This is a genomic window from Chlorogloeopsis sp. ULAP01 (genome assembly GCF_030381805.1).
GTDB lineage: Bacteria > Cyanobacteriota > Cyanobacteriia > Cyanobacteriales > Nostocaceae > Chlorogloeopsis.
This window is the reverse complement of record NZ_JAUDRH010000002.1, coordinates 55,585-69,061: the sequence shown is the minus strand read 5'-3', so window position 1 is coordinate 69,061 and position 13,477 is coordinate 55,585. Positions and strand designations below refer to the sequence as shown.

Genomic DNA, 13,477 nt, shown 5'->3' with positions numbered 1-13,477 from the left:
TTTATGTGAAATTTAAAATATTTTTTATAATCAATAAAGCAATCTTTGTATCCCCCAAAGGTTCTTATTTATCCTTAATAAGTAGTAATAAATTTTTAATAATGCCGAGGATTCTAGTCATAGACGATGACCCAGCAATTTCAGAGTTAGTTGCCGTCAATTTGGAAATGGCTGGTTACGATGTCAGCCAAGCCGAAGATGGCATCAAAGGTCAAGCACTGGCTCTCCAACTACAGCCAGATTTAATCATGCTCGATCTAATGTTGCCTAGAGTAGACGGATTTACTATTTGTCAACGCTTGCGACGTGATGAACGCACTGCTGAAATTCCTGTGTTGATGTTAACCGCTCTGAGTCAAACTCAGGATAAGGTAGAAGGCTTTAACGCGGGCGCGGATGACTACCTCACCAAGCCGTTTGAAGTTGAGGAGATGCTGGCACGGGTGAGAGCGCTGTTGCGGCGTACTGACAGGATTCCTCAAGCAGCCAAGCACAGTGAAATCCTTAATTACGGGCCATTAACTCTCGTTCCTGAAAGGTTTGAAGCTATATGGTTTGCTCAAACAGTAAAGCTGACTCATTTGGAATTTGAGCTACTCCACTGTTTACTACAACGTCACGGTCAGACCGTCTCTCCAAGTGAAATTCTTAGAGAAGTCTGGGGTTACGATCCAGATGATGATATTGAGACCATTCGAGTTCACATTCGCCACTTGCGAACTAAGCTAGAACCAGATCCTCGTCATCCCCGTTATATCAAAACGGTGTATGGTGCGGGCTACTGTTTAGAGTTGCCTAGCGCACCCCAATCTGCTGAGAGCGTTTCCACATCACGAGTTGAGTAATATAATTGGCACTCTATACAGCGATCGCTCATGGGAGTGCCAATTATATTTTAGATATAATCAATATTACTAACTATATATACATAATTTTTTCTAACTAATTTGGCAATATTTTTAATACTTTGACTAGCTGGACGCATTTAGGATATGTTTATTTTATGATGGGAAATTCCGTGGATTTTTAAATTAAAAGGTTTCATCAACAATTTTCTTGCATCATCAATTGAAATTAGTTTGAGACAAAGCGCAAAGATGTAGTAATTTTCAAAGCATCTTTGCGTATTAGCTGTAGTTTAGCTCTCCTTAACCAAATTATCCAATTCTTGCTGCATTTTGCTACGGACAAGCTCATAGCAGGCATGGACATATTCACGATCAGACGCGGCTTGACGACCGTAGCGTTCAAATACGATCGGCGGACAAACGCGTGTATGAATAGGCGTTGGTAATGGAATGTTGGGCAAAGGGCCTAATGCTAATCCCCAAGGTAGTCCCAAATAAATAGGGAAGACTTCTGGATCGATTCCAAATAGCCAGGGCATTCCCCAGTTATGGAGTTGCCGGACAATTTTATAGCACTCAGTAAGCACAATTAACGTATCGTGAGCGCCAGTAGAAATTACTGGTACTATTGGCACTTCTTCTCGTAGTGCTAGCTTAATAAATCCGTGACGATTAGCAAAGTAAATTTTGTTTCGCAAAGAATGCGGACGGAAAACATCTTGCGCCCCACCTGGATATACAAGTACGCTAGCTCCAGAACGCAAGGCAGCGATCGCCATTTTTGGATGCGCCACAACCGCTCCTACCTTAGCAGCCGCTTCCGCTACTAGGGGAACTACTTGCCACATTGTCGGATGCATCAAACCATAGACTGGTTGTTCCACACCATAGCGTCGAAACCAGTCGTACATGATCATAAACATATCAGGAGCAGCGAGTCCACCATTATGGGAACCGACGAATAAAACTTTTTTGTTAGATGGGATATGCTCCCAGCCACTAGTTTGGACATGAAAATAGTGGTAGTAAAGCCATTCCCAAATCGGCATTAAAGATTGGATAAATTTCGGATCTCGCTGATCCAAACACCATCCTAGTTGTTTTTTTAACGGTTTTTGCTTGTCAGTGTATGCTGGCATTTCGCCTTCTAGTTCATTTCCCTCTCAGAGGTAATCGTACATTGGAGGGTGGTACGTAATTTTTTATCCTAGATTTTTTACGTGTAGTCAAGATTGCAGGAAGAAAGGCAGAGGCAGAGAGAAGTTTGTAGGCGCGGAGCGACTTCCCGTAAGGGTGCGGTGAGCAGCGCCTTGGTGAGCCAGCGCTCTTGGTAGGGTTTCCAACGGACAGTTCCTACAACGGAGCGTCTCCGGCTCCGCTCCGTTGTAGCACGTGGCGTGAGCACAGGAGTAGTAAACAAATAACCACTAACTACTAACAAATGACCAATGACTAATGACTAACAAAATCAAACAAATAGTGAGCTAGCTGCAATTTGCTGCAAGATGGTATCTTGAGGTGACGACCTTTTTGATCTAAAAATACCGCTTGATTGTTGTCACTACCAAAACCACTATCCGGCTGATCTACCGGATTCGCAACAATTGCGTCTAAATTCTTTCTCTGTAACTTTTCCAACGCCGGGGTTACAATATCTCCTGTCTGGGCAGCAAACCCGATTAATGTTTGATGTGGTTGCTTGTGCTTGGCTAATTCTGTAATGATGTCTGGCACAGGTTCTAAAGCTAAAGCCTCTGGAAGCGATCGCTTTGGTAATTTTTCGTGAGCATACTCCCGTGGCTTCACATCTGCTACAGCTGCCGACATAATTATCACATCAGAACTATGTAAATTTTGCAGCATTGCCGCTTGCATTTCCTTGGCACTGACAACAGCAATAGCTTCTATTTCCAATGGTATATCCAAATTGGACGGGCCATGCACTAGCGTTACCTTTGCTCCTCGGTGCAGTGCTGCCTGTGCTAAAGCTAACCCCATTTTTCCCGTGGAGGGATTACCAATAAATCTGACTGGATCAAAATGCTCTCGTGTTCCCCCAGCACTGATTAACACTCGCTTACCAACTAAATCTCGTTTACCTGCGGTATGTAGCAATGATTGGATGTATGCCAAAATTTCCGGCGGTTCTACCATTCTGCCAGCACCAACGCGATCGCAAGCCAATAATCCTGATGCTGTTTGTAAACTATGAAATCGGCTATTTGTTGCTAACTGCTGCCAATTTCGCTGTACTACTTGCTGTTCCCACATATCGGTATTCATTGCTGGTGCTAACAATACCGGACAAGTGGAAGCTAACACTGTATTGGTAAGCAAATTATCAGCTATGCCAAAGGCTAACTTGGCTAACGTATTCGCTGTTAAAGGGGCGATCGCAAAAACTTCTGCCCATTCACCCAATTCTATATGCAAAGGGCGAGAATAAATTGGTTGCCAGAAATTGTCATCTGTGTAGGCAGGATGACGAGATAAAGTGGCAAGAGTTAAGGGCGTGATAAATTTTTGTGCAGAGTGAGTCAAAAGTGTTCGCACTTCTACACCATTTTTAAAGAGTGTAGAAACTACTTCACAAACTTTGTAAGCAGCAATTCCGCCACCAATACCAATTAAAACCCGTCTTGGTTGTGGAGTTAACATAATTTTATTGCTAATAGCTAATAGCTAACAGCTAATTGTTTTCTTACCATTAGCCATTAACCATTAGCCATTAGCTCTATTTACGCTTCATCGTAAGGTTCTAAATCTAAGAGGTAGATATAAGGTTCAACTAGCTCTGGGCGCTGAAATGCGATCGCACGCAATAGGTGCCAATCATTCAAACCTTCAAAAGCATTACTGTAATTATCTTGCTCCAAACGTGTAGCCAAATCTTCCACATCTTGTGGAGTCATGGTAGCGATGTCTGTTTTAGAAATGCTTAGAGTTTTCATTTTGCTCGCCTCTCCCGTTAGCAGCACTTGCAACCAGCATGGGTTTCGTTGCGCTCCACGCAGCCACCCAATATATCTTACTCATTCGAGGACGCCAATTTCATAAATTTTTTCCGGATTTATACCGGAATTTGTAAAACTTTTTTAACCAAACCTAGTAAATATATTGAAAAGAGCAGCCTGGTGATTTTTTAAATATTAATCACAAAATTCCGTATTAACTCCAACATATCTGGACGAATTTCATGACCTATGTCAAATTCATGATACTGCACTCTAGTTCCTAACAATTCTAGAGTATCTTTTGCTCTTACTGCTGCTTGTAAAGGCACAACTTGATCATATTTGCCATGCATAATTAAAACTGGAGGCAAAGCTGTTGAATTTCGAGTTTCTACATCTGCGATCGCGCCGGGGTGTAGATATCCGCTCATGATAACTAAACCTGCTAGAGGTAACTTTGAGCCTACATCCAAAGTCATTGCACCACCTTGGGAAAAGCCACTCAAAATCGTCCGCGATAAAGGCACACTGGTGATGCTTTCTAAAGATTGCAACCAATCGATGAGCAGTTGGCGACTTTGTGATAATCCTTCATACATATTTTCCATACTCAAGTCATACCAAGCCCTACCACCAGGAGAATAAGGATAAGGATAAGGTGCATTGGGAAACACAAATTGGTAATTAGGTAAGTTTAAAAACGGTGCAAAAGATGCCACATCTTCGGCATTTGCGCCCCAGCCATGCAGAGTTACGATTAATCCCTCAGGTGCTTCCCCTGTTCTTGGAGGAATCTCAATGAATTGTAGAGACAGAAACTTTCTCCTGTGATCAAACTTTCTTTATTTATCATTATGCAAGCTGAATTGTACTCTAGCTTATCATCTGTGCATATTACTCATTTATAGTGATGATGTCGGTGTCTAAAATTGCTTGATATTAAATTGATATGAAATATATTTTAACTAAAAATATCTATCATTCCGGAATGCTCATTATTTTTTATGTGAAAGAAAACATGGGTTTGAGTAAAATGAAATACTAATGAGTAATATTGGTGTGCTGATGACGGGCGCATTGACAGCAGGACAACCTTATTTGCCCAATTTCTCGGAAAAGTCACCACCTCAGCTAGACAATGATGTTAAACAGTCAAAACAAAGTCATTTAATAGAAATAGTTCCCACAACTCAAATCACGCCGCCTGAATTTATATTGGCAGATGGGATAGCTTCTGTTGTGCCGTTTGCGATCGCCCAAAATTCAACAGATGGAGTGAGAAAAAAGCTTCATTCCCAGAGTTTTTCTAATTCTGTGAAGAAATTAAAAGCTCTAAACAAAGATACAATTGACACAAGTTCTCACTCTCGTCAACAAAAATATATTGTGGCAAGTGATCTGCCACAGCAGCGCTTCAAAAATAAGCCCATCAGAGAAAAGACTCAGGTGGCAAGACTTTCAAGTTCTACTAGTAAACATTTACCGACTTTGCATTTTGGTAGCACAGGTAATGGTGTGAGAGTACTGCAAAAGCTATTAGCATCTCATGGTTATGCTATCCAAGTTGACGGAATTTTTGGTGCATTGACAGAAACAGCTGTCAAAGCTTTTCAAAATCGACGAAATTTAGCCGTAGATGGCATAGTTGGTCAAAGAACCTGGAATCATTTAACAAAGTAAAAGGCAGAGGAGGCAGCGCGGTGAAGCAGCCCCCGTCTTGGCGGTTCCCGTCACGATTGCGAACCCCCGAACCTGTTCGTCGAAGACGTTCCCGAAGGGTAGGGGGACTGCTGTACGCCCTTGGCGTTCCCTCCGGGTACCCGGAGGGGGTGGACGGGTTTCCCGGCATAAAGCGACTGCCGTGGCAGTAGGAAAAACAACACAAGTGTTTCTTTTATTATGATGTCCGCCAAATCACCCATAATAATACAGTTTGTAGTAAGGACTTCAGTCCTGGCTTGAGGACTAAAGTCCTCACTATGAGCAAACATTTTTATTTTGTTTGATTAACCGGAAATGATATTAGAGGCTTATATCTCACATCTGTGCTCTTGTTTGCCAAGAAATAAATTTCGAGGGCTAAAAGCTCAAGTCTGCTTAAGCAGACTAAATAAGATTTTTAGTCAGTTTTAACTGACTTGGGCTATGAGCCTGGAACTAGAAGTTCCAGGCATTTTATGAGCTGCAAGATGTGAATAACTAACTACCGATACTGATGCTGTTCTAATAATTGTTGCGCTCTTGGCTTATAAATTAAATAGAACAAAGCCTCAATATAACGCAACAAATCCTCTCGATTTTCTTTGGAGGTAAAGTTCCAGAAGCCGTAAATCCTTGCTAAGGATAGCAGTTTATTCGTATGAATTTTCCAGGTATAAGTGCTGTAAACTCGGTCAATAGCTCGCCCAGAAATTTCATACCAGTAATCTGGTTTCTGTTCGCATTTTTGGACAAAATCTAGAATTTTTGCGCCTGTCTCTTCTAAGTTGGTAGGATTGATGTAAAACCCGTTGATTCTATCCTGAATAATTTCTAAAGGTCCACCAAACTGTGTAGCAAAAGTAGGTAATCCGGAAATCATTGCCTCTAAAATAGTTAAACCAAACGCTTCAAATAAAGCAGGTTGTACAAAAATACCTTGATGCTCGGCAATAACGCGGTAAATTTCTCCAGAGTCTATTTTTGACAAACGTACACCCAACCAGCGAATTTTGCCTTGAAGATTATACTCTTCAATAGTCCGATAGAGTTTGACTATTTCTTCGCGTTCTTCATTATCTCCTGATTCTTCGACGCGTAATTTACCTGCCACTAAAATTAAGTTGCAATGCTCTTGCAATTCTTTATTTTGACCAAAGCATTCAGCTAAACCTGTGAGATTTTTGATGCGATCAAGACGCGCCATTGAGAAGAGAGGACGTTTGTTGGGATCGTCAAGCTTACCAAATACTTGAGTCGGATCTTCTAATGTAAACAGCATTTCTTCAATGCGTTGGCGATCGCTCTCGACTCGATCTTGAGTACGCGTGTAGGGAAAAAAGTAATTTTCGTTTACTCCTGGTGGAACAACATTGAACTTAGGACTAAATAGTTCAATCCCATTTACCACATGATACAAATCCGGCATAGTGAAGCATTTATAGGATTCGTACTGTCCTACACTATCCGGCGTCCCGACAATTTCTTGATATGTACTGCTGATGATGAAATTAGCAGCATTCATCGCCAATAAATCAGCAGTAAACTGTAATGAAAAATGATATTTATCCTCCAAATCGTTCCAGTAGAGGTTACTGAACAAATATTTAGTCTTTTCAAAAGCGTGGGCAATGTTGCACTGCGTTACGCCCAAGCGACGTGACAACAAAAATGCCACCAAATTCCCATCAGAATAGTTACCAACAATTAAATCTGGTCTACCCTGAAATTCTGCCATTAATTCTTTTTCTGCATCAATGGCATAAGTTTCTAAATAAGGCCAAATTTCAAACCGCGAGATCCAATTTTGAGTCATGTTAGGATTAAACTCCCGCAATGGCACGCGCAAAATCCAAGCATTTTCTGTGCCGTAGACTTTTTCCAAACGTTGATTGCAGAGAGTGCCATCACTATTGGGGATCAAGCGGGTGAGAATAATCACCTTTGGTTCAACATTCAGCCCTTCTAAACCTGCTTGGATGGCGTCTTCTTGCAGCTGCTTTTCTAAGCTCTTTGCCTGATCAAGCAGATAAACAACTTGCCCACCAGTATCGGGACGTCCTAAAACTCCCTCTTGCCCAAACCAACCGTGGGGAGATACCAAGACGATTCTAAAAATGATCGGAATGCGGGAAATAAATGCTTCTAAGGTTTGATGATCGGGAGAGTCGATTAATTGATCGAGCATTTCTAGGGTTTCTTGCACGCGGGCGGCGGTATTACCCCAACCAGGTTCAAACCCCATTGTTTGCAATTGGAAGCGTAATTCTTCGTAGGGTTCATCACTAGGACGATTGCTCACGAAAGCGATCGCACTTTTAACTTGTTCGGAAAGTTGCTTTTGGGATTTAATGCGATTGTTGATTAAAAGCTGAACGCCATTATATTGATGCAAGCTTAAGAATACAAACAAGCTTTCTAGCCATTGCTTCGGATCTTGGAGGAGTTTGCTAGAAAGGTAACGGTTGAGAAACTGTACTCCCTTACCAATGTTTTTTGGATCGCGAATCATTGGGGAGTAGTCGTAGAATGGGCCAAAATCCAATTCCAACAAATCGCCTTCATTGGGATGGAATCTATTGACGAAGCGATCGCGTAGATCTAAAAGTTCTTGCACCGTCATTGCTTCTACACTCAAATCTTCCGTGAGCCGATAAACTTCTTGACTAGCAATTTTGGGGCGGATAATCAAACAGAAACTAGACTCATCTTGAATAATTTCTTGGGTGTAGTAAAGTAATTTACCCAAATGCGATGAAGCGTAAAATTGCTCTGGTTTTTGGTAGTGAGAGCAATAATCGCGGTATACATTTTGAAGGTCATTCCGTAGCAAATATTTTTTTTCTTGATGGCGTAAATCGCTCAGAAATGAACGTAAATCAAGTTTTTCTTCACTATTGAGGACTGCTTGAATTAATTCAGACATGGAAATCTACCAAAAGATATTGGAGCTTTGATGTTGAATTTACCTTAGAACGAGAAGAGATTTACGAGTTTTGGCATAACAAAGTTCTTAATTTCTAGCGTTTTTCAAATTTCACATCTTGCACTACTAACGACAGCCTAGAGGTGGCAACCCACAAATCCTCGTTACCAGGTTCAACCTGGTAACAAGAACAGAGTCTCTGGCTCTTCCTGAGAGAAATGGAACAAGTGCAGGTGAACGCAATTGAAGAACTCAGAACTCAAGACGTATGAGTCAGAATATTGATTATTTCTGGCTTCTGTACGCCGAATTTAAACCAAAAAACATAAATTTATTCTCATTTCTCTTAATATCATTTCCTTTCTAGGCCTATCTTAATTTCTAAACCTTTGTACTCTAACTAAAGGTATACGTTAACTGGGTACTAGGTATCAGTTATTCAGTTATCAGTTATCAGTTATCCTTCACTGTTCCCTGTCCCCTGTTCCCTTCAGTAAACTGACAATCGCTTCAATCAACACCTTTGGCTCCACAGGTTTAGCAATATGCATCTGAAATCCGGCGGCGATCGCTCGTTGCTGATTATACTCTCCAGCGTAAGCAGTCAGGGCAATTGCAGGTATTTGCCTTGCCTGTTGTGATGGCAAAGCCCGCACCTGATGCATCAACATATAACCATCTATTTTTGGCATCGCAATATCAGCAAGCAGAATATCGGGTAGTTGTTGCTGTAAAGCTGCAAGCGCTTCAGTTGCTGATGGTGTGGCAGTGACATCAGCTCCTACATCCTTTAACATCCGGGCTAGCAATTCCCGCATATCTACTTCATCATCTACAACTAAAATGTGTACCCCACTCAAATTCATCTGGGCTTGAGTTTGCTCTTTGTCGCCGGTTTCTTCACACTCAGTCATCGAAAATGGCAAACAGACTGTAAACGTTGTCCCTAAATTTTCTCCAGGGCTTTCTGCTTTGACTGAACCACCGTGTAGCTGTGTCAAATAATGAACTATAGATAATCCTAATCCTAGTCCGCCATACTTTCTGGTTGTAGAGTTACTCTCTTGAGAGAAGCGTTTAAAAACATGAGGGAGAAAGTCAGGATTGATGCCTTTGCCTGTATCGCTAACTTGAATTTGGGCGTAAGAATCAAAATACTCTAGTTTGACTGTAATTGTTCCTTCTTCTGGGGTGAATTTTACCGCATTAGAAAGCAAATTCCAAACTATCTGTTGTAAACGGCTAATGTCTCCTTTCATTGGGTGAGGAGTATAGTCCAAAAAGGTTTGAATTTGAATTGCTTTGGCTTGTGCTGTGGAACGAATTGTTTCTAGTGCGCCTTGAATTACGTAAACTAAATTGACCGTTCTAATATTCAACGTCATTTTGCCCTGGATAATACAAGATACATCCAGTAAATCGTCAACTAACTGAGTTTGTAACTTAGCGTTGCGCTCAATCGTTTCTAGAGCATATTCGGTTGTTGTAGCATCAAAATTCTTTAATCGCAAAATTTGCGCCCAGGCAAGTATTGGTGTAAGGGGAGAACGGAGTTCATGGGAGAGAATAGCCAAAAATTCGTCTTTAATTCGACTAGCTGCTTCTGCTGCTTCTTTTGCTTGTTGTAATTCCAATTCTGCTTGTCTGCGACTGGTAATATCCCGGCAAACAGCGAGAACTGTTTTAACGGAACCATCCTCAGCAAATTCAGGTACAAGACGACTCGACCAATATTTTATTCCTGTAATGGAGGGAAACTCCGAATCACAAATTAGTTCTTGTTTAGTTGCAAAAACTTTTTGCAGTGCTTCATGCCAAGGATTAGTAATTGCTTCGGCATAACCGAGTTCTAATAGTGTTTTACCAATCCACTCAGGTACTGGAATACCCGTCTCTAACTCTACGCGAGGATTGACATATCGAAGACAAAAGTTTCGATCAAATCGACAAATCAGATCAGGAGAATTTTCTGCCAAGGCTCGGAATTCTTGTTCTCGCTGGCGAAGAGCTTCTTCTGCACGCTTAATATGTGTGATGTCATGAGTCAAGCCGAGAATTTGCTGAATCTTTCCTTGGCTGTCGAGTAGGGGTACATATTTGACAATAAAAGTGATTGGCTCGCATTTCTGGCATTCAAAGAAGGTGAGGGTACATTCTCCAGTCTGCAATTGCCCGGTTTCGACAGTTTTTAGCAGCAGGGGTAAATAGGGATTGGTAACTTCAGCAGGAAAAACATCTTCATCCCGACGCCCAATCAATTGTTCTAGAGTTCTCCCGCTTAGTTGTAATACTTTGGTATTGACAAACTGAAAACGACGTTGAGCATCATAGAGCATGAACAGTTCTGGAAGATTTTCCATTGCTAGTCGAAATCGTGCTTCAGAAAGGCGTAATGCTTCTTCTGCCTGCTTGCGATCGCTAATGTCCTTGTTAAAGCACCGACTGTAAATGAACCGATTATCTTCCCACAATACATTAGAGTTGATTAAAACATATTTAATCGAGCCGTCTTTACACCTGAAGCTAGCTTCATAGTCAATTAAAGTTTCCTTTGCTGTTAGTCTCTGGAGGATATCTTCTATCACGTTTTGATCGGCGTAGAATTTGGCAATGTGCTGCCCTATATACTCTTGGGGAGAGTAACCAAGCAAGTCTAATTCAGCTTGATTTGCCCACAGGATGGTTCCATCTGATGCTACACAATGTATGCCAATGGGTGCATTTGCAATAAAACCGGCAAGCTCCTGCTCTCGACGACGTAATTCTTCTTCCAGGTGCTTGCGATCGCTGATATCAAATGATGTTCCAATCAGTTTAACTACTTGCCCTTGCTCGTTAAACACAGGCTCTCCACGAGAATCGAGATATCGAATTGAACCATCCGGTAGCACTATTCGCATATCGAAACCATAGGGAATTCCTTGGGCGATCGCACGCTCCACAAATTGTTGCAAAATTTCTCGATCATCTGGATAAACCCTCTCAAGCAATTCGGCATAGCTCGGTTCGCTTTGAGTCGGCTCGAATCCCCAGTGGTGAAACGTAGTTTCTGACCAAATAATTTTTTGGCTTTCTAGATCAAATTCCCAGCTACCAACTTGGGCAACTTTTTGAGCCATTGCTAAATGAGCTTCACTCTGGCGCAGAGCTTCTTCTATTTGTTTTTGGGCAGTAATATCCAAATCTATGCCTATCATCCGCATCGGTTTACCATTTTCATCGCGGTAGACACGCGCCTTGGATACCAACCAACGCACTGTGCCATCTGCCCAGAGACTTCGGTACTCAATGCTGTAGTCATTCTCGCCTGCGATCGCACCCTGTACTGAGCGATCAACTCGTTCGCGATCATCTGGATGCACTGCATTAAGGAAAATCTCATAAGTTATCTCGATATCAGCAGTTAGCCCAAACATGGTGTGACTGCCATCTGAGCATACAGTCTGCCCAGAGACAAGATCCCAATCCCACATTATTAAGCCAGCTCCTTCCACAGCCAAGCGCAATCGCTCTTCACTTTCTCGCAATTTTAATTCGATACGCTTGCGTTCAGTGATATCACGCAAAAAAACATTTAACCCATCTCTAGATGGATAGGCATGAATTTCCAACCAAGTATTGAGAGGTTGACAAGGAACTTCAAAATGGACTGGTACTTGCTCGGCAACAGCACGACGGTATTCTTGTTCTACTTGCGTTCCAGCCAGCCAATGCCAGTGTTCCCAATGATTTTTACCAATAATTTCCTCTGGCGTTTGTCCGTTTTTTCTGGCAGCTTTTTGATTGATATATACGATCCGCCAATCTTTATCTAATGCGACAAAAGAATCTGTAATACTTTCGAGGATGGAGTGAAGTTTGTCACGTGTGGCTGTGCTTAGTTGTCGTAACTGTTGCTCATACTCTGTGGCTTGTTGACGAAGTGCCGAGGTTTCGGTGCGTTTGTGTTCTTGTTCATAGACACGAGCATTGGCGATCGCATTTTTGATTTCTGTGGCGATTAACTCAAAAAAGTCCCAGTCATCTTTATCTAAGACACGTTTATTATTAACCCCTACTACCAAAATTCCAGTTAGTTGGTTTTGCCCAGGCTGTGCTATTGGTAAAGTAACAGCCGTCCAATTTCCGGGTGGTGAACAATTCCATTGATTAGGCAGATTATCGATTCTTATAGGCTGTCTTGTTTCGACTACTTCAGCAAAACGCCATATTAAATTATCTGTTAAATTTATTACTTCTATATCACCAAGATTTTCTGCTTTACAACCTACTGTTTCTATCAGTCGTGCTTGCTTGTTAGGTTCTATTAAGTACAATAATGCAAAAGGTATATCAGTAGTGTTACTACCTAAGCTTGCCATGAGCAAACGGCAGGCATCCCTGACTGTATTGGCATTACTGCCTTTCGCTGCTAAATCTCTTATAGTTTGCCAGCGACGTTGAGCGATCGCAGCTTGGGTTTTCTCGCTACAGCTAATAAAAATACCTGCTACCAAGCCGTTCTCATCACAAATTGGACTGTAGGAGAAGTTTATATATACTTCCTCCAGATACCCGTTGCGATTTACGAAAATTTGTATATCTTCTGAAGTACCCCCCTCCCCTGTATCTATGACTTTTTGAAGCACAGGTGCGATTGCAAGCCAAAGTTCGGGACACGCCTGGGGTATTGTTTGCCCAAGTGCGTAGGGATGCTTATCTCCAAGCAAGGGTATGTAAGCATCGTTGTAGAACAGGAGAAACTCAGAACCCCAAGCAATGACTATAGGATAGTGGGAATTAAGTAAAATACTGACAGATGTACGCAAGCTTGGCGGCCATTTTTCTACAGAACCAACAGAAGTGCTTGCCCAGTCAAAGCAATGCATTAGGGTACCCATCTGTCCACCACCAGCAAATATGCCTCCCAGGGAATTTGCTTGCTTTTGACTCATTTCAAGCACTCCTACTTGAACAAGAATACGATTACAAGGAATTGAGCACAATTTTGTTTCTGGAGCAGTGTGTCATTAATTTTTGCCATTGCTATTATAAGTTTTCCCTTCTATTAA

9 protein-coding genes are annotated in these 13,477 nt (G+C 41.8%); 2 read left to right on the top strand and 7 right to left on the bottom strand.

Annotation, left to right across the window (positions count from 1 at the left end):
• Positions 1 to 101: 101 nt before the first annotated feature.
• The gene (gene rpaA / locus QUB80_RS03855; protein WP_289788181.1) at positions 102 to 845 is read left to right on the top strand and encodes a two component system response regulator RpaA; all 744 of its coding nucleotides are present in this window, start codon (positions 102 to 104) and stop codon (positions 843 to 845) included.
• 293 nt (positions 846 to 1,138) lie between these two features.
• Here rpaA and QUB80_RS03850 read toward each other — a convergent pair whose 3' ends face one another.
• The 5 genes from QUB80_RS03850 to QUB80_RS03830 all read right to left on the bottom strand — a co-directional run bounded on the left by QUB80_RS03850 (position 1,139) and on the right by QUB80_RS03830 (position 4,602).
• Positions 1,139 to 1,987, bottom strand: coding sequence for a 1-acyl-sn-glycerol-3-phosphate acyltransferase (locus tag QUB80_RS03850; RefSeq protein WP_289788180.1), 849 nt, complete (start codon positions 1,985 to 1,987; stop codon positions 1,139 to 1,141).
• 77 nt (positions 1,988 to 2,064) lie between these two features.
• A complete protein-coding gene (locus QUB80_RS03845) occupies positions 2,065 to 2,253 on the bottom strand; it encodes a hypothetical protein (RefSeq protein WP_289788179.1) in 189 nt (62 codons plus the stop codon).
• 47 nt (positions 2,254 to 2,300) lie between these two features.
• Positions 2,301 to 3,506, bottom strand: coding sequence for a bifunctional phosphopantothenoylcysteine decarboxylase/phosphopantothenate--cysteine ligase CoaBC (gene coaBC / locus QUB80_RS03840; protein WP_289788178.1), 1,206 nt, complete (start codon positions 3,504 to 3,506; stop codon positions 2,301 to 2,303).
• An 80-nt stretch (positions 3,507 to 3,586) separates the two neighbouring features.
• On the bottom strand, positions 3,587 to 3,799 hold the full coding sequence (gene isiD, locus QUB80_RS03835; RefSeq protein ID WP_289788177.1) for a protein IsiD: 213 nt from the start codon (positions 3,797 to 3,799) through the stop codon (positions 3,587 to 3,589).
• Positions 3,800 to 3,990: 191 nt separating this feature from the next.
• Positions 3,991 to 4,602, bottom strand: a complete 612-nt coding sequence (locus QUB80_RS03830; protein WP_289788625.1) for an alpha/beta hydrolase — start codon at positions 4,600 to 4,602, stop codon at positions 3,991 to 3,993.
• A 244-nt stretch (positions 4,603 to 4,846) separates the two neighbouring features.
• Here QUB80_RS03830 and QUB80_RS03825 point away from each other — a divergent pair, with 244 nt between their 5' ends.
• Positions 4,847 to 5,482: a peptidoglycan-binding domain-containing protein gene (locus QUB80_RS03825; protein ID WP_289788176.1), complete on the top strand. Its 636-nt coding sequence runs from the start codon at positions 4,847 to 4,849 to the stop codon at positions 5,480 to 5,482.
• A 523-nt stretch (positions 5,483 to 6,005) separates the two neighbouring features.
• Here the strand turns inward: QUB80_RS03825 and QUB80_RS03820 are convergent.
• Together QUB80_RS03820 and QUB80_RS03815 are read right to left on the bottom strand one after the other, a co-directional pair.
• Complete coding sequence (locus tag QUB80_RS03820; protein WP_289788175.1) at positions 6,006 to 8,426, bottom strand: sucrose synthase; 2,421 nt, start codon at positions 8,424 to 8,426, stop codon at positions 6,006 to 6,008.
• A 464-nt stretch (positions 8,427 to 8,890) separates the two neighbouring features.
• Positions 8,891 to 13,360, bottom strand: coding sequence for a PAS domain S-box protein (locus QUB80_RS03815; RefSeq protein ID WP_289788174.1), 4,470 nt, complete (start codon positions 13,358 to 13,360; stop codon positions 8,891 to 8,893).
• Positions 13,361 to 13,477: the final 117 nt, after the last annotated feature.